This window comes from Streptomyces sp. NPDC093984 (assembly GCF_044764595.1).
Lineage (GTDB): Bacteria > Actinomycetota > Actinomycetes > Streptomycetales > Streptomycetaceae > Streptomyces > Streptomyces cynarae.
This window is the reverse complement of record NZ_JBIWIM010000011.1, coordinates 206916-225657: the sequence shown is the minus strand read 5'-3', so window position 1 is coordinate 225657 and position 18742 is coordinate 206916. Positions and strand designations below refer to the sequence as shown.

Annotated in this window: 16 protein-coding genes, 1 tRNA gene and 2 pseudogenes; 7 read left to right on the top strand and 12 right to left on the bottom strand. The window is 70.6% G+C overall.

The genetic code is table 11. The annotated features are described in order from the left end of the window. Positions 1 to 18 precede the first annotated feature (18 nt). The 4 genes and pseudogenes from ACIRC0_RS31615 to ACIRC0_RS31600 form a co-directional block, all read right to left on the bottom strand. Positions 19 to 233, bottom strand: a pseudogene (locus tag ACIRC0_RS31615) (Fe-Mn family superoxide dismutase); the annotation flags it as partial. A gap of 66 nt (positions 234 to 299) precedes the next feature. Further along, positions 300 to 496 (bottom strand): annotated as a pseudogene (locus ACIRC0_RS31610) (superoxide dismutase); the annotation flags it as partial. 55 nt (positions 497 to 551) lie between these two features. Continuing rightward, entirely contained in the window at positions 552 to 959 is a 408-nt protein-coding gene (locus ACIRC0_RS31605; RefSeq protein ID WP_403622899.1) for a hypothetical protein, read from the bottom strand. A 144-nt stretch (positions 960 to 1103) separates the two neighbouring features. After that, on the bottom strand, positions 1104 to 2333 hold the full coding sequence (locus ACIRC0_RS31600; RefSeq protein WP_403623039.1) for a serine hydrolase domain-containing protein: 1230 nt from the start codon (positions 2331 to 2333) through the stop codon (positions 1104 to 1106). Positions 2334 to 2609: 276 nt separating this feature from the next. Here ACIRC0_RS31600 and ACIRC0_RS31595 point away from each other — a divergent pair, with 276 nt between their 5' ends. Further along, positions 2610 to 3506: a LysR family transcriptional regulator gene (locus ACIRC0_RS31595; protein ID WP_403622896.1), complete on the top strand. Its 897-nt coding sequence runs from the start codon at positions 2610 to 2612 to the stop codon at positions 3504 to 3506. Between the two features lie 698 nt (positions 3507 to 4204). Further along, positions 4205 to 4687: a DUF5994 family protein gene (locus tag ACIRC0_RS31590; RefSeq protein WP_403622893.1), complete on the top strand. Its 483-nt coding sequence runs from the start codon at positions 4205 to 4207 to the stop codon at positions 4685 to 4687. A gap of 53 nt (positions 4688 to 4740) precedes the next feature. Here the strand turns inward: ACIRC0_RS31590 and ACIRC0_RS31585 are convergent, their stop codons facing one another. The 3 genes from ACIRC0_RS31585 to ACIRC0_RS31575 all read right to left on the bottom strand — a co-directional run bounded on the left by ACIRC0_RS31585 (position 4741) and on the right by ACIRC0_RS31575 (position 7803). After that, complete coding sequence (locus ACIRC0_RS31585; protein WP_403622890.1) at positions 4741 to 5934, bottom strand: PP2C family protein-serine/threonine phosphatase; 1194 nt, start codon at positions 5932 to 5934, stop codon at positions 4741 to 4743. A 138-nt stretch (positions 5935 to 6072) separates the two neighbouring features. Continuing rightward, positions 6073 to 6585, bottom strand: a complete 513-nt coding sequence (locus ACIRC0_RS31580) for a DUF5994 family protein (RefSeq protein WP_403622888.1) — start codon at positions 6583 to 6585, stop codon at positions 6073 to 6075. A gap of 228 nt (positions 6586 to 6813) precedes the next feature. Beyond that, a complete protein-coding gene (locus ACIRC0_RS31575; RefSeq protein ID WP_403622885.1) occupies positions 6814 to 7803 on the bottom strand; it encodes an STAS domain-containing protein in 990 nt (329 codons plus the stop codon). 380 nt (positions 7804 to 8183) lie between these two features. Between ACIRC0_RS31575 and ACIRC0_RS31570 the strand changes: the two genes are divergently transcribed. Together ACIRC0_RS31570 and ACIRC0_RS31565 are read left to right on the top strand one after the other, a co-directional pair. Then, the gene (locus tag ACIRC0_RS31570) at positions 8184 to 8597 is read left to right on the top strand and encodes a hypothetical protein (protein ID WP_403622883.1); all 414 of its coding nucleotides are present in this window, start codon (positions 8184 to 8186) and stop codon (positions 8595 to 8597) included. Next, the gene (locus ACIRC0_RS31565; protein WP_403622880.1) at positions 8594 to 9010 is read left to right on the top strand and encodes a DUF5994 family protein; all 417 of its coding nucleotides are present in this window, start codon (positions 8594 to 8596) and stop codon (positions 9008 to 9010) included. The genes ACIRC0_RS31570 and ACIRC0_RS31565 overlap by 4 nt, the downstream gene beginning before the upstream one ends. A 199-nt stretch (positions 9011 to 9209) precedes the next feature. Here ACIRC0_RS31565 and ACIRC0_RS31560 read toward each other — a convergent pair whose 3' ends face one another. From ACIRC0_RS31560 to ACIRC0_RS31550, 3 genes are all read right to left on the bottom strand, one after another. Next, positions 9210 to 9812, bottom strand: coding sequence for a DUF1349 domain-containing protein (locus ACIRC0_RS31560; RefSeq protein WP_403622877.1), 603 nt, complete (start codon positions 9810 to 9812; stop codon positions 9210 to 9212). 382 nt (positions 9813 to 10194) lie between these two features. Then, positions 10195 to 10270, bottom strand: a tRNA-Arg gene (locus ACIRC0_RS31555). A 181-nt stretch (positions 10271 to 10451) separates the two neighbouring features. After that, a complete protein-coding gene (locus ACIRC0_RS31550) occupies positions 10452 to 12257 on the bottom strand; it encodes an acyl-CoA dehydrogenase (protein WP_403622874.1) in 1806 nt (601 codons plus the stop codon). 334 nt (positions 12258 to 12591) lie between these two features. Between ACIRC0_RS31550 and ACIRC0_RS31545 the strand changes: the two genes are divergently transcribed. The 3 genes from ACIRC0_RS31545 (at position 12592) to ACIRC0_RS31535 (ending at position 15368) form a co-directional block, all read left to right on the top strand. Next, positions 12592 to 13293 (top strand): ScbR family autoregulator-binding transcription factor, encoded by a 702-nt coding sequence (locus ACIRC0_RS31545; RefSeq protein ID WP_403623036.1) that lies wholly within the window; start codon positions 12592 to 12594, stop codon positions 13291 to 13293. Positions 13294 to 13371: 78 nt separating this feature from the next. Beyond that, positions 13372 to 14604 carry a cytochrome P450 gene (locus ACIRC0_RS31540; protein ID WP_403622871.1) on the top strand — a complete coding sequence of 411 codons (1233 nt, stop codon included), beginning with the start codon at positions 13372 to 13374 and terminating at the stop codon, positions 14602 to 14604. 131 nt (positions 14605 to 14735) lie between these two features. Continuing rightward, positions 14736 to 15368, top strand: coding sequence for a ScbR family autoregulator-binding transcription factor (locus ACIRC0_RS31535; protein ID WP_403622868.1), 633 nt, complete (start codon positions 14736 to 14738; stop codon positions 15366 to 15368). Between the two features lie 172 nt (positions 15369 to 15540). On the opposite strand, the gene ACIRC0_RS31530 is transcribed toward ACIRC0_RS31535, so the two are convergent. Both ACIRC0_RS31530 and ACIRC0_RS31525 read right to left on the bottom strand, forming a co-directional pair. Then, positions 15541 to 17205 carry an IclR family transcriptional regulator C-terminal domain-containing protein gene (locus ACIRC0_RS31530; RefSeq protein ID WP_403622865.1) on the bottom strand — a complete coding sequence of 555 codons (1665 nt, stop codon included), beginning with the start codon at positions 17203 to 17205 and terminating at the stop codon, positions 15541 to 15543. Positions 17206 to 17305: 100 nt separating this feature from the next. Next, positions 17306 to 18580, bottom strand: coding sequence for a M6 family metalloprotease domain-containing protein (locus ACIRC0_RS31525; protein WP_403622863.1), 1275 nt, complete (start codon positions 18578 to 18580; stop codon positions 17306 to 17308). Positions 18581 to 18742 lie beyond the last annotated feature (162 nt).

Below are 18742 nucleotides of genomic sequence, written 5' to 3'. Positions count from 1 at the left end.
GTCGTCACGGCGCGAAGATCACCTGTCGCCGCGCTCCTTGGCGGCGGCGTGACGCTTGGCCGCTCCTGCCAGTCGACGACGGCCCAGACGGCCTCGATGAAGTCGACCTTCTGGCTCCTGTACTGGAGGTGGAATGCGTGCCCCCAGGCGTCGAGGACGAGGATCGGGTTCGAACCCCGGCCGAGGTGCCTTGCGGTCGTAGACCTGTTCGACGCAGCCGAAGAGCGCGGTCGACGCGCTCTTCGCGACCAACAGGTCAGTCGGCCGCACAGCGGATCGTAGGAGTGAACGCAGCAGCTGGCGTCCGCCAGTTCACCCAGGCCGTCCTTCTCGAGCCGCTCACCGCTCCGTCGCCGGTCGTGTTGTGCCAGTAGAGCGAGGGCGGGATGCGGCCCGGAGAGAGGGAAGCCAGATTCTTCTCCACGCCGTTGATCGAGCCCCACGACCCCTCGTCGCGCGCCTGCGCGAGCTGTTCCAGGGTGTCGTTGGCGCCCCGCCGGGTAGGCCACCTGCGTTCGTCGGAAGCCGACCAGTCCCGGCCCTCCGTCCCGTCAAGCGGCGTCGAGGGCCTCGGTGATCTTGCGGGTGATGTCGGCCATGGTGGGGCTGGGTTCGCCCTTGTGGGCCCGGGTCGCTGATTCGACGGCGACGATGACGGTGCGGCGGAAGTTGGCGGCTTCTGCCGGATCGTGCTTCTTGAGAAGGATCACGGCTGCCGTCAGGGCCGGCAGCACGTGGTCGGCGATTTCGGCTACGGACTTGCCGTCCAGGTTCTTCACCTTCGACTTCTCGGCGAGCACATGCCCGACCACGCCGGTTGCGGAGGCCAGGGCGATGGAGCCGTCGGCGGCGACCTTGTGGGGCGAGCCGGCAGCGTCAGCGGCGGCCAACAGCGAGACGGCGCCGTACGCGGCGGTCCGCAGGGTGAGCTTGTCCTGGTCGGTAAGGGTGTTGGACATGGTTGTGTGCTCCTTTGATTGAACGGACGGATGGTGAATGCGGTCCTGGTGGCGCCCGGGCGCAAGACCAGACCTGTCGGGAACGTCGAGGGTCCGGCCGCCAGGGGGCTGACCGTTGAAGCCTGCCGGGACGCCGGCTCGGTGTCAGTCGTCGATTGCCTGGTAGAGCGTGGTCCAGAAGTCGTGCATGAGCAGCACCGGATCCGGGACGGATGCCCCGACCTGGGTGAGCAGGATGCCGGTGAGCCGGTTCTCCGGGTCGGCGTAGGTCGAGGCGCCGCTTCCGCCGTCCCAGCCGAACTGGCCGATGGGCGCGTAGTCGCCGCGGTAGGTGCGCACCGCCATCCCGAAACCCCAGCCGCCGTGCTGGCCTTGACCGAACGAGATATGGACGATGTCACGGGCCATGGCGGTTCGGGCGGCTTGCTGCTCCGGCGTAAGGCGGTTGGTGGTCATCAGCTCCACGGCGGCCCGGGACAGAATCCGTTCGCTGCCGTGCATCCCGCCATTGAGCAGCATCCGGAAATAGGCGTGGTAGTCGTCGACAGTGGAGGACAGTCCACCACCGCCACCCTGGAACGCCGGAGGCTTGCTGTGGCGTCCGCCTTCCGCCTCGTCCCACACGATGAACTCGCCGGTCTGCGGGTCGGGGGCGTACAGGGGCGGCAGCCGGTGCATCTTCTCGGCGGGCACGTGGAAACCGGTGTCCTTCATCCCCAGCGGGTCGAAGACGCGCTCGCGCAGGAACGTCTCGAACGACTGGCCCGCGACCCTGGCGACGAGCACACCGAGCAGATCACTGGCGATGTGGTACTGCCAGCGCTCTCCGGGCTGATGCATCAGCGGAAGCTCGCCCAGGCGGCGCATCCATTCGTCCGGCGCGGGCATCGGCTCCGGCAGATTGGGCGTGAGGCCCCGCTCGAAGATCGCGCCCATGAGCGGAGTGCCCAGCGACGACATATCCATCCCGAGCCCGAACGTGCAGGTCAGCACGTCCCGTACGGTGATCGGCCGCCGCGCCGGCACGGTGTCGTCCAGCGGTCCGTCGATGCGCTTCAGCACCCGCCGGTCGGCGAGTTCAGGCAGCCACTCCTGCACCAGGTCGTCAAGGCGCAGCCTGCACTCGTCCAGCAGGACCATCGCCGCCGCGACCGTGACCGGCTTGGACGTCGAGGCCATCCGGAAGATCGTGTCCCGGCGCATCGGCGCGCCACCGTCATGACGCATCGTCCCGACCGCTTCGACCTGCGTCTCACCGCCCCGGCTGAACAGCGCCACGAGTCCGGGAATCCTCCCGGACTCGACATGCCGTGCCAGCACGTCGCGCACTCTTTGCAGTCCTGTCTTGGAGAAGCCACTGCTGCTTTGTCCCATCATGAATCTCCTTGCGTCAGTGCTCGACCTGCGCGCCCCGTCCCGGCGTGGCGCTCTTGTCCTCGGCGAGTTGGAGCTCGGTCATGGGGACTTCCTCCGCGGCGCCGAGTCCCTGCCCTCGCGCCGGCCCACCCCACATGAGCCCGTGGCATCAGCGTGGCCGGGAGGGCTCCTGCGAACAACGGAGAAGTTCGCAAGGCAGCGTTGCCCGGCCGGTCATCGATGTGCGTTGTGTCAACGCAGTGATGACCGCTAGGTTCACGATGGGGAGGGGCCATGGAACTGCGCGACATCGAGATCTTCTTGGCGCTGGCCGAGGAGCTGCACTTCGGACGCACCGGGGAGCGGCTGCACATCACCCCGTCCCGAGTCAGCCACGCCATCAAGAAGCAGGAAAGGCGCATCGGCGCGCCCCTGTTCGAACGCACCTCTCGCACGGTCCGGCTCACCCCGCTCGGCAAGCAGTTCCGCGACGATCTGCTGCCCGCGTACGTCCAGATCCAGCAGGCCGTCGACCGGGCCGTCGCCAAGACCCAGGGCATCACCGGTTCTCTGTGCGTCGGCTACTCCGCGCCCTGGTGCGCCGACCTGGTCTTCAAAGCCGCAGAAGTGTTCCGGAACCGGTACCCCGACTGCACCGTGCAGATCCAGGAGATCCAGTTCGACGATCCGTGCGGTCCGCTGCGTCGCGGCGAGCTGGAGCTGCAGGTGAGCGAGCTGCCCGTCGTCGAGCCCGGCATCGCGGCCGGCCCCGTCCTGCTCCGCGAGCCCCGGGCGCTGATGGTCCCGGCCGACCATCCGCTCTCGCGCCGCGACAGCGTGTCGCTGGAGGACCTGGCCGACGTACCGCTGATCACGGCGGGCGGGAACGTGCCCAAAAGCCTGCTGGACGTCCATATTCCGAGCCACACTCCGACGGGCCGACTCATCCCGCGCGGACCGTCGTACATCTTCTGGCCCGAGGTGCCCCCGCTGGTCGCCGCCGGCCTTGGCGTCTCCATCGTGGCGGTCCGCGCAGGGCGCTACCACGATCGTCCCGGCGTGGCATTCGTCCCCTTCCGGGACGGGCCGACCCTGGACTACGGCGTCTTGCGGCGCGCTGCCGGGCAGGCGCCGTCCGTCCCGGCCTTCGTCGACATCCTCCGCGACCTCGCCGACAACGATGACGAATGATCATTGAGTGATATCGAGGACGTCGAGGAGGCGGACTCCGGACGCCCGGCCGAGGGGCTGCACACCACCGCGGCGCGGGGCAGAGGCGCCGGAGACGGGGCAGATTGACGCGCTGGCCAGGGGGACGGTTCGAAGTCGGCGTTCGGGCCCGCCCGCGACATTCGGGAGATCAACTCCCCGTCCGCTCACGCAAACGGCCCCGGACGAGGAGTCCGAGGCCGACCAGAGCGCCCGCGCCGGTCCGGACAGAGCCGGTGGTGTACGCCTCGGTCCAGCGCCGTGGATGTCAGCCGGTCCGCTCCAGCCGACGCAGATCAGTTGTGCAAGATCCAGAAAGGCGATCAACAAACGGGTACCGTCGCCTCCTCAGGAGGCGGACAGGGAGGTCGCCCCGCAGGGCTGAGGGGCGCCTACGCGGCATTGCCCCTTCGGCTGTCGGTCATGGGGTCAAGGTACAGAACTGCTGAATCCGTTCAGGCCGAGACCTCGTCCTGCTTGGCGCGGCTGTTCGTGCAAACTCTGCTGGGACCTGGCACTCCTGGGAGGGGCAGCGCGTATCAACTGGCGAGGCGAGCGGCGAGCCGAGTGGGAAGGACGCTCGCGGATGCGCCGGCGCCCGCAGGCACAGGGAGTAGCGTGGTTGGGGCGAGGCGAATCCCGTGTTCGCACCGGCTCCCGAAGACGGGTAGTGGTCCCTCATGACCAACTCCGAGACATCCCCTCCTTCCCCGCACCTGCCCCGTGGCGTCCATGAATCCGTACGACCGGGGTGCGCGCTGCTCCGGCTGGAGACGACGGAGTCGCGTGAAGGCGTCCTCGACGGTGCGTGGTGGCCGCGGTCGCGCGACATCGGTGCCGAGCTGCCCGCGCTGGTGAGCGCCCTCACCGGGCACCTCGGCCCCGTGACACGTGTCGGGCTGGACACCGCGGCCTGGGAAGGGCTCCCCACGCGGATCGTCGTCGACGACCGGGTGGTGCACATCGACCCGTTCCCGGTGGGTGACGACACCGTCCTGATCACCCGGGGCGACCAGGACCTCTTCTCGCTGATGGTGGTCCCGCCGAACACGACACCCGAGGCCGCTCACGCCGCGATGGCCCAGGCCGTCCGGGCCGACAACATCACCGCGGCGGAACAGATCCTCATCGATACGAGAAGCGGGCAGGTTCTGTCGGACTGACAGGCCGCCCCTCGGCCGAGGTCGGCGAAGGGCGGGGGACGACAGTGGTGAGGTCAGCCACGCCACTCCACCATGAGCAGTGTCGCGTCGTCCGTGGTGTGTCCGCCCCGCGCCCGCTTGAGCGTGTGGGACAGGGAGCGCGTCACCGCCCGGACCCCGCGGTCGGTTCTCTCCAGCTGGTTCACAAAGTTGATCAGCTGGTCCTCCCCGAACTCCTCCTTACCGGTCTTGTGCTCCTCGACCAGTCCATCGGTGAAGTAGAGGACGCGGTCCCCGCGCTCCAGTCCCAGCTCGCTGATCCGTGGCTCCGGACCACCCAGGCCGACAGGGAGGGTTGGCGGGGCGGCCAGGCGGCCCGCGACGCGGTGGTTGCGGACGAGGATCGGCGGCGGGTGCCCTGCGTTGACCCACTGGATCCGTCCTGTCGTCGTGTCCAGCTGCATCATCTGCGCGGTGACGAAGTGCTCGGGACCGAACTGCTCCGCCACCGCGCGGTCCATGAAGTCGTAGATCTCCGACAGCCCGACGCCGGCGCGGCGGGCGTGGCGGTAGGCGCCGATGGCCACGGCGGCCATCGTGGCCGCGTCCAGGCCGTGCCCCATCGCGTCGATCATGACCACGTGGAGGACGTGCCCGTTGAGCGCGTAGTCGAAGCTGTCACCCGCCACGTCATAGGCGGGTTCCAGGATTCCGGCCACGGCGACCCTGGGCATGATCATCGCCAGCGGTGGCAGCAGGGACCACTGGATCTCCGCGGCGACGCTCATCGGCTCATCACGTCGGGCACGGAAGAACAGGTCGGAGTAGCCGTGCTTGGTCACCAGCAGGTCGGCCACCAGGCCGGAGATCCTTTGCAGCAGGCGGCGGTCGTGGTCGTCGACGCTGTCCAGCGTCACTGCCATGACCCCCACCTGGTCGCCGCCGTCCAGCAGCGGCAGGTGGACCCGTACGCCGTCGTCATCGGACACCTCGACGGAGACCGCGTCGAGAAAGCAGCGGCCCGCGTCGGAGTCGTCGATCAGCTGCGGTTCCCCGTCCGCGAGGCCCTCGCCGGGCAGGGATACGAGCATCATCTGGCCGTAGTCCTGCAGCAGCACCTGCGGACGGCGGCCTCCCAACCGCTCCACCACGTCGGCGACCAAGGGCGCGATGAGATGGGGAGGAAGCTCGTGCGCGCGGTCGAGAACCGCTCCCAGCAGCGCTTCCCCGAAGCTTTCGGAGCGGTCCGCGCGCCGTCCGGGCATCATCCGCTCACCCGCCGTGATCCGCGCGTATCGGTCGCGGCGGTGTGGGACGACGAAGAGATCGCTCGTGCCATGGCTCCACCGGGGATGTCGACGACCGGACCGGCCGGCCGGTCACCTGGCCCGATCGCGTCGGGCCTCTCACCTGAGTCCCGGGCCTCCTTCCGACTCCCATGTGGCTTCCCCGTCGAGGCCGCTCTCGGCGAGTGCCAGGATGCGTGGAGCCGACAGCGGGTTTTCGGGGTCGGCGGCGGCGGTCAGCAGCCGGGCGGCTGCGCCAGCCGGCTCGTCGGGTGGGATGACCAGCAGTTCCCAGCGTCCCGTGGTGCTGCAGTCCAGGGTGATGGCATGAGCTCCGGCGGCGAGGTCGCTTTGGACCACCTCGATCACGTGGCCGGGCGCCATCACCTTCCGCGGGGCATCGGGCCAGGAGGCGGGGTCCACGGTGACCCGGGTGACGGTGCCGACAGCCGGGTCCAATGAGCCGACCAGCCCAGGCAACTCCAGTTCCAGCGCGTCGCAGCGCGGCCACCACGCTCCGTCCAGCGGGCCGTGGCTGACGCCCGGCGTGAGGCTCAGACGGGGCAAGGGCATCCGGTAGCTGTGCGCGTCACCTGGTTGTGTGCCTTCGGCGGGCTTTCTGAGGGCGTCCATCGTGGGATCCCGTCCCGGGCGGCTTCCGGCTGCCCGCGTTCGTCACTCGCCGGGAACGGCCTCGCCGTGGTCGTGCGGCCGAAAAGCTCTCGGTAACTGCCAGGGTACTCCCGGCCGCGGGGGACGGCGCGGGGCGCGACCGCCATGCGGAGGGCGCATCCGTGCCGCATACGACGGGCAGGAGCACCGGCTGGTACGGCCGCCGGCTCATCGACCACAACAGTTGGATCACCGGCCTGCCGGTGAGGGGCTTTCCCGTGGCAGGGTCAGCACGCAGGGGGCGACAGGGCCGGGCAGCCCGAGGACCTCTCCCATGTTCTGCCAGCCCCACGACTCGAATGCGGCGTGTCCGACCTGGTCGGCCGGATGGAGCAGGGTGACTCCGAGGGCGGCGTGTTGGTCGGTGAGCAGACGCTGTTGCAGGCGGCGGGCGATGTCGCGGTGCTGAGCGTGCGGATGGGCCACGACCTGAGTGAGGACGACGAACCGTGCACAGGTGGTGAGCCGTTGGATGCTCTCCTGCAGCAATCGGTCGAACCCTCGTCGGCCGGAGGCGTCCGGGCACAGCGGAAAGCCGTAGGCACAACCGACCAGCACCGTCGTCTCGGCGATCAGCAGCGCGAAGCCGGGGTGTCGGGCGCTGACGGCAAGGCGGCGCAGGAACTCTCCCCGGTCGTGGAACGGCTCACCCGGAGTGTCCGCGACGGACGCCATGGCGAGGTCCGCGATGTCCTCCGCCATCCCCTCGGTCTGCCAACGGGTCAGCCGGCGCAGGCGGATCCCGTCCTTGCGGACCGGTGCGCGAGCGGGGTCCTCAGGCGTCCGCGTCCCGTCGGCCGACGGACCCGAGGAGGCCGTTTCCCGGAGGTCGCGGGACAGCGCGGCCGGCACGGGATCCGTGGGGGCCGCGAGGAGCAGGCGGGTGGAGCCGGTGACGTCGAGAAGCCGGGCGATCTGTGCGCACGGGTGGTGCAGCCGCAGGGAGGCGTGCACCCGGCCGGCGCGTCGTGACATCGACAGAAGGACGTCCAGGCCCCTGGCATCACAGGAGCCGACCGTGCTCAGGTCGATGTCGACGACGGTGACGCCGTCGCGCAGACACTGCTCCAGTGCGGCCCGCAGCAACGGCGACGTGGCCGGTCCGATCTCACCGGCGAGCGTGACGAGTGCTCCCTCCCCCCGGTTCCGCCGGTGGATGTCCAGCCGGGAAAGGACCATCACGCCTCCCCTCGGCGGAAGCGCAGGCCGGTACGGGTACGCGGTAGGCGCGCAGCCATGACGAGCTTGCGTGGAGCTGCTTCGAACGCGGCGGACATGATGCCGACCCGTCTCCGCGCCCACCACCGGGGCGGCGCGGGGTTCCTCTCTCGCCGAGGACGACCCGGCGCGGCGGCCGGAGTGCGTGATGCCCTCGGTATCTCAACCGTACGCCGCCCGCATCCGGAAGCGGCTGCGCCGAGGGTGCCGGGAGTACGGTGGGCCGGGTCGAGGGTATTTCGTACACCGGTGACAGGACTGGTCTCGTCCTCGGCGCGCGGCACGGTAGGGCCGCGTGACAAGACAACGAGCCGTTCCAGCGGCCCGGGGCAGGTACGACCATGACCACCGAACCCCTGCAGTCGTACTCATCCCTGACGGGGGACGTTCCGGACGACGCTCCCGCCGAGGGCACGGTCGAGGTGCGCATCGTCTCCATGGACGCCGAAGCGGCCCGGCACGTCGCGGACGCTCTCCGGCTGCTGTTCGCCGGGGACGAGCAGCGAAGTTATCCGGCGTTCACGTCGGGGAGGGGGACGCGTCTGCACCTCACGCTCGACCCCGCGCGGGGCGCCGGCCCACTCCTCTCCTGGCTGGACGCCAGCAGACCGCCCGTCGACCGGACGCATCCGGGCGAGACCCGCGAGACGTGTGCGCCTGCCGGGCTCGAGCCGGCGCCCGCCGAACCGACCACCGCCCGCCGAATCCCAGACCGTGGAGGGTCTCCCGTCCATACCAGCCAGGAGCCCTCATGATGACCACCTCATCGCTCCACCCGTCTTCCGCCCGGTTGCGGCTGGGAGCGGAGCCTCGCCAGGGCGGCTCGGCCCGGCGTATCGACGGGGCCTGGTGGCCGAGGTCGTACGATCTGACTGCCGAACTCCCCGGGCTGCTCGCCGGGTTGCCGCAACGCTGGGGACACATCAGCAGTGTCCTCGTGAACGGGACGATGTGGTCGCTGCCCGGGGACGGGATGCTCGTCGCGGACCAGATGGTGCACCTGCGGCGGACGGACTCGCCACGAGCCGAACACACCGTCTGCCTGCTCGCCCCAGGACACGGCCGCTGGGACCTGCTCGTCGTGCCACCGGCCGCGACGGAGGCGGAAGCCGAGCAGCTCATGGATACGGCCACAGCGGACGACCCGCTCGAGGGGCACACCGCCTGATCCGACCCCATCCCCGAACCGTTGCAGGCTTCGGGGTTCCAGGTCCGGCGAGGAGGCAACCCGGGCAGTGCCCCGCGTGCACGGCGGGGACCGGTCTGCGGGACGCGGTGGCTGAGCGTTGGGCTGTGCCCGCCCCGGACTGTGGCGGTCGTTCGCGGGCAGGATTCGGGAGGCCCCGAACCCTGCCCGCTTCCTGATCTCATGTGTCGGTCGGTTGGTGCAGGGCCGTGTCCGCGGGGCCTCGGGTGAAGCCGGTGAAGCGGACCTGCAGTCCCTCCCGCTCGGGCGAACAGCAGAAGGGACCGGCCGTCGCCTTGGCGTCCGCAGGGAGTGGAGCCAAGCGCACCATGCGCCAGGGGCCGTCCTCGCAGCGGGCGCGGATCGTCACCGCGTCGCCGTGGCGACTGGCTCGTATGGTGACTGCGCGCTTGTGCCAGTAGGGCACCGGGGCGAGAGACCAGTCCGAGACGCCGTGGGTGACGACCGCGCCCACGTGGGGCACACCGTCGGTCATCTCGACTCCGGCCTTGATCCACGTCTCGGCGTCGACACGGATCATCAGGCCGGCCTGGTCGTAGAGCGTGTCGAAGTTCGCGAGGAAGGTCACTTCGGTCGCGCTGTCCTGCGGGAAGTCGTGAAGCAGAGCATGCCCGCTGTCGCGGACGAAGCCGTAGCTGGTGGTGCGCCAGAAGTCGCTCCGATCGCGGGTGGTGACCAGGAGATCGGGTCCGTCGGCCTGGGTGTGCCGGGGTTCGTTGAGCCAGGTGGCCTCGTGCCAGGGGACCAGGCGTTGCTGAAGCATGTGCCGTCCTTTTGCTGTGAGTTCGACGGGATGGGGTCGCTTGGGGGGGCATTGGGTGATCGGCCCCGCGAGCTGCCCACGACGGTAAATCCACTCGCTCGCCGGAGTGATCGGTACCAGCGTGCGTCAGGTGATGCCGGCAACGACCACGGCGAGGCCATCGGCGACTGCGCGACCGCCGACCGGCTCCACGAGGAATACCGGCAGACACGACGGGCCTCCGCCGCCGTGAAGATCTACAGGCGGCCACCGGCGCGCCGGTAGAGGGAGAGCTGCTGTTGGGCCCGCTGTCCAGGAGACGCCTCGGTCGCCAGCACCTCCCGCTGATGTCAGAGCGGACTGCGAAAGGCCGCCTACGGAGATCCGTAGGCGGCCTTTGCGCTGGTGCCCCCGGCAGGATTCGAACCTGCGACACCCGCTTTAGGAGAGCGGTGCTCTATCCCCTGAGCTACGAAGGCAAGGTCGAAGGCGTCAGAACGCGTGTCGACCGCTCACAGCCTAGCGGATGCGCTCCCTCGTGGTCGTCCCCGTTCCATCGCAGTCGTGTCATCGAGGGGCGCGCCCCCAGCCTCGGGCCGTGCATGACTCCTGGGCATACGTAGCGTAACTGGAGGGTTGCCCGTGGTCATACCCTCACCGTCAGAAGGTGGCCCCGGCTCGATCGGCTGGACCTACTCCGTCGACTCCAGCGGCTCGACCGACCCCCCCGCCCGCGATCGGTATCCGCGACAGCATCTCCGGTGGGAAGTCGAACGCGTCGGTCAATGTCATCATCTGCGGTGCCAGTTCGGTGATGAGCGCGTCCCGGGCCTTGGGCAGCGACCGTACGTGGTCCGGTGACAGGTGGCCCTCCGCGAGCAGGTCTCCCGTGTGGGCGCGCAGGTGGCGGAGCAGGAACAGGCGGCACAGGTTGTGCAGCAGCCGCCTTGTCCTCGGGTCCGTCGGCCGTTCCGACGCCGTGGCGAACGCGTTCGCCGCCTGCAGCTGGGCGTGGGCCGAGACCATCTCCAGGGCGGCTTCCGAGGTGGCGTTCCAGCGGCCGACCGGGTCGCCGGACGGGCCTTCGCGCAGGGCCGTGCGAGCCCGTTGCTGCCAGATGGCCTCGACCCGGGCGAGCAGGCCCCGTAGGAAGGCGAGGTCTGTCAGGTCCGCGTCGGCCGGTGGTGCCTGCGGGGGCGTGGCATCGTGGCCGAAGACCATCTCGGAGGCGGCCTTCACCCAGATCACCAGGTTGTCGCCCTCGGCGGTGATGCCGCCCTCGATGTTGCCGGGGAGCTCCGAGATGCCGTTGGCGGGAAACAGGCCCTGCGCACCGCACCGTTCGCGGCACTCGATGGTGATCGTGCGTGCCTGCCAGGTGATCCAGCCCTTGGCGATCGCCGCGAGCCGCTCGACCTCCTCGCGGTCCTCCTCGGTGTGGGCGGCGAACCGGTCCACCACGCTGCGGTGCAGGAACGTCATCGCGTACGCCGTCGCCAGGCCGTCGAGCAGCCGGCTGTGGTGGCTGCGGTGGGCGGCGACGGGTATGCGCTCGCCGGCCCTGGGGCCGGCGATCAGACGTCTGTCGGCGTGGCGGACGGCGATGGCGAGTGCGGCGCGGGCCATGCCCAGGGTGCCGGCGCTCATGCAGAGCTTGCCCATGGTGACGCGGTTGATGGAGCGCAGGAACCGCTTGCGCTTGTTGCCGAGGTTGCTGGTCAGCGTGCCGTCCGGGGCGAGGCGGCCGTGGTCGGCCTCCAGGAGCGCCTCGCGCGGCAGCCACACGTGGTCGAAGGATGTGAGGGCGTGGTCGACCGGGGTGCCGGTGCGCTCCGGCAGTCGGCGGACCGTCACCCCGGGCAGGTGCCCGGTCTCGTCGCTGAGCGGGGTGAGGAAGAGGAACACGCCCCGGTCCTCGCCGTCCACGATGAGCCGGGCGGCGACGACCGCCGTCTTGGGGCCGCCCGTCAGGGTCGTGTTGGGCATGAACTTCTGTGCGCCGGGCGTCGGCGTGTGCAGATGGAAGCCGCCGCTCGTGCGGTCGAACACGGCGACGGTCTCCATCGCGGCCACGTCGTTGCCGTGCTCCAGCTCGGTACACAGAAACGTTCCTGTGTTGCGGAGCGAGCTGAAGGCGGACAGGTCGCGGTCCCCGTGGTCGTGGTCGACGAGGCTGCCGAGGAAGAGGTTGTAGTGGATGCTCGCGAGGGTGGTCAGCCCGCCGTCCACCGGTCCGATCCACTCGTGCAGCGCGGTCAGCCGGTGCGGGTCGGCCGCGAACCGCAGTGGATCGTCCAGAGTGGCGTTGATCAGGCGCAGACGGTCGTAGGAAAGAGCGGTCCGCTCGGCGGCGGACAGGCCGGGCCGGTACGCGAACGCCCGGCCGGAGATCGCCGTGCGCCAGACGCCGTGGATACGATCACGACGAGCGCCCTCGAAGAGAAGGCGCGCCAGATCGTCGGCCACCGGGTGTGCCTGCTCCCCGGCTTCCGTTCCTGACGTTGCTTCCGTCCCTAACGTCTCGGACGTCATGACAGTCATGGAGCTTTCCCCTGGTGTGGGTCTGGGTCTCGTCTGGTCTCGTCTGGGTCTCGAGTCAGGCGCGAAGCAGACCGAAGATACGTACCGACCGGTTTTCTTTTCAAGTCCCCCACGGGTCTCTCAGGGCTCTCACCGGCATCCACCGGCACCTGCCAGGCCCCTTTCGCCCGTGAGTGTCCGTTTGTCGGGGCGGTGCATCAGGGTTGTCAAACCGTTTGGCTGGTTTTATTGTCCGGTGCGACGGGAGAGGGGACTGCTTGTGGCGCGGCAGGAGCGGGCCATTCGCACGCGGCGGGCGATCCTGGTCGCCGCGGCGCAGGTGTTCGACGAGGTCGGGTACGAGGCGGCGACGATCTCCGACGTACTGAACAGGTCGGGGGTCACCAAGGGCGCCCTGTACTTCCACTTCCCCTCCAAGGAAGAGCTGGCCCAGGCGGTGCTGGCCGAGCAGGTCTCCTCGCTGCCGCGCGTCCCGGAGCAGGAGCTGAAGCTGCAGGAGTCGCTGGACGAGGCGCTGCTGCTGTCGTACCTGCTCCGCGGCGACACCGGCGATCCGATCGTCCAGGGAAGCGTGCGCCTGACCGTGGACCAGGGGTCGCCCAAGGACCACCTCAACCGCCGGGTGCCGATGCAGGAGTGGACCGAGCACACGCAGGCCCTCTTCGAGGAGGCCAAGCAGAGGGGCGAACTCCTCCCGCACGTCGATGTCGCCGCGCTCGCCAAGCTGTTCGTCGGCGCGTTCACCGGAGTCCAGGTCCTGTCGCGGATCATGACGGGTCGGGCGGACCTGGCCGAGCGGGTGGCCGATCTCTACCGGTTCCTGATGCCGTCCGTGGCCGTGCCGGGGATCCTGGTCCGCCTGGACTTCTCTCCGGAGCGGGGGCCGAAGGTGTTCGAAGCCGCGATGAGACGCCGCGCGGAAGAACTCGAACAAGAACGCGAGGAAGAAAAACGCGGGTGATGCCTCCGCCGGCGCACCGCGTCGAAAGCCGAAGGGCCGACCGACCGGCCGACCGATGATCGAACGGAGTGCACCCCCATGGACATGACCGCGTGCCCGTACGCGCTTGACGTGACCGGACGTGACCTGCCGGGCGAGACCGCGCGGTTACGGTCGCGGGGGCCCGCCGTCGAGGTGGAGCTGCCGGGCGGGGTGCGCGCCTGGGCCGTCGTACGGCAGAAGTACGTCAAGCGGCTCCTGACGGATCCCCGGGTCTCGAAGGACGCCCGCCGGCACTGGCCCGACTTCGTCGCCGGCCGCATAGGCGAGGACTGGCCGCTGTACCCGTGGGTGGCGAACGAGAACATGCTCTTCGCCTACGGTGACAGCCATGCCCGGCTGCGCCGGCTGGTCGCCGCCGCCTTCACCGTCCGCCGTACCGAGGCGCTGCGGCCCCGCGTCGAGCAGCTCACCGGAGAACTGCTCGACGAGCTGGAGGCGCTGCCGGACGGCGAAGTGGTCGACCTGCGCGACCGGTTCGCCAAGGTGCTGCCGATGCGCGTGATCTGCGAGCTTTTCGGCGTCGCCGAGGAGGCGCGCGAACCGCTCTGCGCCGACCTGGAGTTGGTGTTCGGTACGGCCGTGCCCGGGGCCGAGATGGCCGCGGCGCAGGTGCGGGTCTTCGGGATGCTCGGCGAGCTGGTCGCGGGGAAGCGAGCCAGGCCAGGCGACGATCTGACGACCGCGCTGATCGAGGTCCATGACAGCGACGACGGCCGGCTGACCGAACAGGAACTCCTCGGCACGCTCTACCTGATGATCGCCGCCGGTCAGGAGACCACGTGCACGCTCATCACCAACGCCGTCGGTGCGCTGTGCGCCCACCCGGAGCAGCGGGCGCACGTCCTTCAGGGCCGCGCGGACTGGGCCGACGTGGTGGCCGAGACGCTGCGCACGCACGCGCCCGCCGCGTACTCGCCTATGCGGTTCGCCGTCGAGGACATCGAGCTCGACGGGGTGCTCATCAGGAAGGGCGATCCGATCCTGGTCTCCTTCGCGGGTGCGGCATCGGACCCCGAGGCGTACGGGGACGACGTGGGCGTCTTCGACGTACTGCGGTCCGGCCGGAGGGACGACCTGGCCTTCGGACACGGGGTCCACCGCTGCCTGGGGGCACCCCTGGCCCGGTTGGAGGCGACGTCCGCCCTGGCGGCGCTCTTTACCCGCTTCCCGGACCTGGAGGCGGCGATACCGCTCGACGAGATCGAACCGGTGCGCTCCTTCATCGTCCATGGATACGGGGCCCTGCCTGTCGTGCTCCGCCCCGACTGACCGAGCCGGTCGAGCCGCCGAGCCGGTCGAGCCGCCGAGCCGGCCGAGCCGCCCAGCGGCCAGGTCGGCGCACAGAAACCGCACGGCCGGTTTGTTATCCTGAGCGTACCCGCGCAGCAACGGAGCGTCTGATGGCCAAGCAGGAACGTGCTGTCCGCACGCGCAACGCCCTGATCGAGTCCGCCGCCGAACTGTTCAGCCGCGACGGCTACGAGGTGGTCTCGCTGGCGGCGATCAGCGCCATGGCCGGGGTCAGCAACGGCGCGCTGCACTTCCACTTCCCCAGCAAGGCCGACCTCGCGGCGGCGGTGCGGGGGGCGGCGGCCGAGCGGTTCGACCGGATCGTCTCCGCCGAGCGACCGCCGCCCCAGCTCGGCGGTTCGCTGCAGGCGCTGGTCGACACGAGTCACGCTCTGCTGCTGAGCCTGCGTCACGACCTCGTGCTGCGCGCAGGGTTCTGCCTCGACGGTGTCGCGGAGGACGCCGGTCGCGGGGTGAGCCTCCACGAGCGGTGGCACGCCTGGGTGGAGGACATAGTCGCCCGGTGCGCGCGGGAGGGGCTCCTCTCCGACATCGCACCCCGGGACCTCGTGGCCACGGTGGTCGGCGCGACGGTCGGTTTCGCCGAGCTGGGCGGGCACGACGTGCGCTGGCTGTCCCGTATCACGCTCACCCGCTTCTGGTCGCTGCTCCTGCCGCGCATCGCCACGGCGCCGACGCGGCGCAGGGTGCTGGCAACGGGGAGACAGGCGGAGGTCGTCTGATCGGTTCCCCCCGTTCCCACGTTCCCCCGTTCCCCGTTCCGCCGTTCCGTCGCAGGACGCGAGGACGCGAGGACGCGAGGACGCGAGGACGCGAGGACGCGAGGACGCGAGGACGCGAGGACGCGAGGACGCGAGGACGCGAGGACGCGAGGGGTCGCAGTCCGTCGCCCCGTCAGCTGTTCGGCACCCTCCTGAACCGCCCCGCCACCCGCAGGTCCGCCTCGATCCGCGCCGCCGTCGCGTGCAGTTGCGGCAGGATGTCCGTCACGCACTCCTCGGGCGTACGGCGGCTGCTGTGCATGGCCACGTTGACCGCCGCGACCACCCGGCCCCCGCGCTCCCGCACCGGGACCGCGATCGACCGCAGCCCCTCCTCCAGTTCCCCGTCGACCAGGGCGTATCCGTCACGCCGTACGCGCTCCAGCACCTCCCTCAGCTCGGCCGGGTCCGTGACCGTCAGCCGTGTCAGCGGGGTCGGCTCGGGCAGCGGCGGCTCCGGCAGGTCCGCCAGCATCACCCGGCCCAGCGAGGTCGCGTAGGCCGGCAGCCGGGCGCCGACCCTGATGTTGACGCTCATGATGCGGCTCGGGGCCACCCGGGCCGTGTACTGGATGTCGTCGCCCGTCAGCACCGCCAACGACGTCGACTCGTGCACCCGGTAGGACAGGGCGGTCAGATGCGGGGTCGCGATGTCCGACAGGGTCGTCCGTGACAGTGGTGGGAAGCCCAGGCCCAGCACGCGCGGGGTGAGCCGGAAGAAGCGGCCGTGCACGGTGACGTAGCCCAGGTGCTCCAACGTGATGAGCGCCCGCCGTGCCGTGGCCCGTGCCAGCCCCGTCGCCTCGGCCACCTCCGTCAGCGTCAGCTCGGAGCGGCCCTCCCCGAACGACGTGATCACCGTCAGCCCGCGGGCCAGCGACTCCACGAACTCCCGCCCCAGCTCCTGCTTCGACGCCCCCGTCCAGGCCGCGAGCCCGGACGGCGCCGTGGGCACGGCGGGCGGCGCCTCGCGCAGTTCCCGCTCCATCGCCCCGACCGCCGTGCGCAATCGCGGCAGCAGCGCCCGGCGCAGATCGTCCGCCGTGTGCCGGCTGGTGTGGCTCACCACGCTCACCACACAGGTGATCCTGCCGTCCCCCTTGCGCACCGGCAGGGACAGCGCCACCAGACCCGGCTCGATCAACTGGTCGTCCAGCGCCCACCCCTGTGCCCGCGCCTGCCCGGTACGCTCCTCGAAGTCGTCGCCCACCGAGTGGTCGGAGCCGTCGAGCGGGCGGCTGCGCGCCGGCACCGCCGGGAAGCGGCGGTCCTCCGGGTCCGCCGCCCGCCGCGCGTGCCACCGCGCCCAGTCCTCCTCGTCCCACTCGGTCGCGAACAGCGGACCCGGAGCGGTGCGTTCCGCGGGCAGCAGATCGCCGATGCGGAAGCTCAGCGACATCGCGCGGCGCCGGGTCGCCTGGTGGATGAAGCGGATGCCGTCCAGGTCGGCTACCGCGAGCGACACCGACTCGTCCAGCTCGTCGGCGAGCGCGTCCGCGTGCGCGTCCAGCAGCTTCGGCAGCCGCAGCGCGGCGAGGTAGGCGTTGCCCAGCTCCATCAGCCGCGGCGCGAGCACGACGTCCCGGCCGTCCAGCCGGACGTACTCCATACGGGCGAGGGTCGCCGTGATCCGGTCGACCGTGGACCGGGCGAGCCCGCTGGCCCGCTCCAGGGCGCTGAGGCTGCAGCTGCCGTCGGCGTCGGTGAGCCGCTGCAGCACGTTGAGGCCGCGCATGAGGGGGGCGACGGCTTCGGCGGGGGCGCTGGTGTCCGGGGCCGGGGTGACGTTCGGGAGCATGGGGTCACGGTAATGCGGGGCCGACCGCCTGCGCCGTGTTCACATACGGCGCAGGGCGCCCCGACCCCCGTATGCCTCCGGCGGGACACCTCCGGGTGCATCAGCGCCGTGTCACCCGGACCCGGTAGTCGCCGGAGGGGGCCTTCGCCTCCACGGTGATGACGATGCCCTCCTTGGGGTCCGCGAAGCTCTGCCCGGGCACGAACGGCGCGTCGGACAGCTCGGCCTGCACGTTCGGGCTGCGGGTGCAGCCGCCGCTGTCGCGTGTGGAGTCGTAGACCTGGATGGGGCCGTTGCCGGTGTCGACGTCCGCGTCGACGCGGTAGACGAGGATGCCGGGCCGGCACACCGCCGCGTCGTTGCCCTCCTGGGTGCGCAGCTCCAGGGCGTAGCCCGCCCTGGCGCTGAGCGGCAGGAAGACCAGTTTGCGGCCGCCGGCGCGGCCCAGCGGGGTCAGCGTGTACTGCCCGGAGCCGCGCGCGGTCACACAGGCGACCTGGGAGTCGTCGAGCCAGCCGAGCTTCCACTTGTGCCAGGCCAGCATGTCGTTGTCGGCGCCCCAGTCCTCGCTCATGATGTCCCAGTGCCCGACGGCGCCGCCGCCCTCCTGGGTGTAGAGGTCGGGCAGGCCGAAGATGTGGCCGTTCTCGTGGGGCAGGACCCGGAAGCCGGTCTGGGGGTAGGAGCCGGAGCCGTCGTCCTGGCGGCTGTAGATGAAGGACGCGTTGGATACGGGGACGCCGTCGGCGACCGGGGCCTCGGCGTTGCCGGCGAAGGTCACCGACAGGACGGTGTCCAGGGCGGAGGGGCCGGCGTTCGGGGTGACGAGTACGTTCACCAGGTCGTAGTGGCGGAAGTCGACCTCGGGGTCGGCGGCGGTCACGATGTCCTGCACCAGTTCGCGGTAGCCGGGGTCGAAGGGGGCGCCGCGCTGTATGCCGTACGCCCTGAACGGCTTGGGCATGCGCAGCCAGTGGCGTATCGGGGCCTCGGTGCGGTAGTCGAGGCGGCCGTAGGAACTGGTGGTGAACCACTGACGGGTCTGCGGGACGAACTCCGCGAGCCGGTCGAGCGCGCTGCCCTGGCCGGGCGCGTCGGAGAAGTCGATCATCAGGTTCAGGGCGTGGACGGTGCCGGTGGAGCGGGCGTAGCCGGAGGGGGTGGGGATGCTCTCCGGCATCAGCACGCGGTTGTGACCGTGGAGCATGCAGGGGCGCAGCGTCGTGGAGCGGGCCGGGGCTATGGGGCCCGCCGTCGTGGACCCCGCCGTCAGGTGTGCCGTGCCGGCGGAGGTGGAGACCGCCAGCGTCAGGACGGTGACCGAGGCGAGCGAGGCGGCGCGTCGCGGGCGTATCCGGCGGCGGGACGGCTGCATGCGGTGGCCCTTCGCTCCACGGCAGCCGCGCCTCACCGGCTGCACCCTTGCGATCACCCTGAGCCGGGGGGTGCGGGGACGCGCGTTGAGAGAGGCCGATCGAGGGGTTCGGGGGCGGGGGAGGGGTGACGGCGGGGCCGGGGAGGTGTGCGGGGCACACCC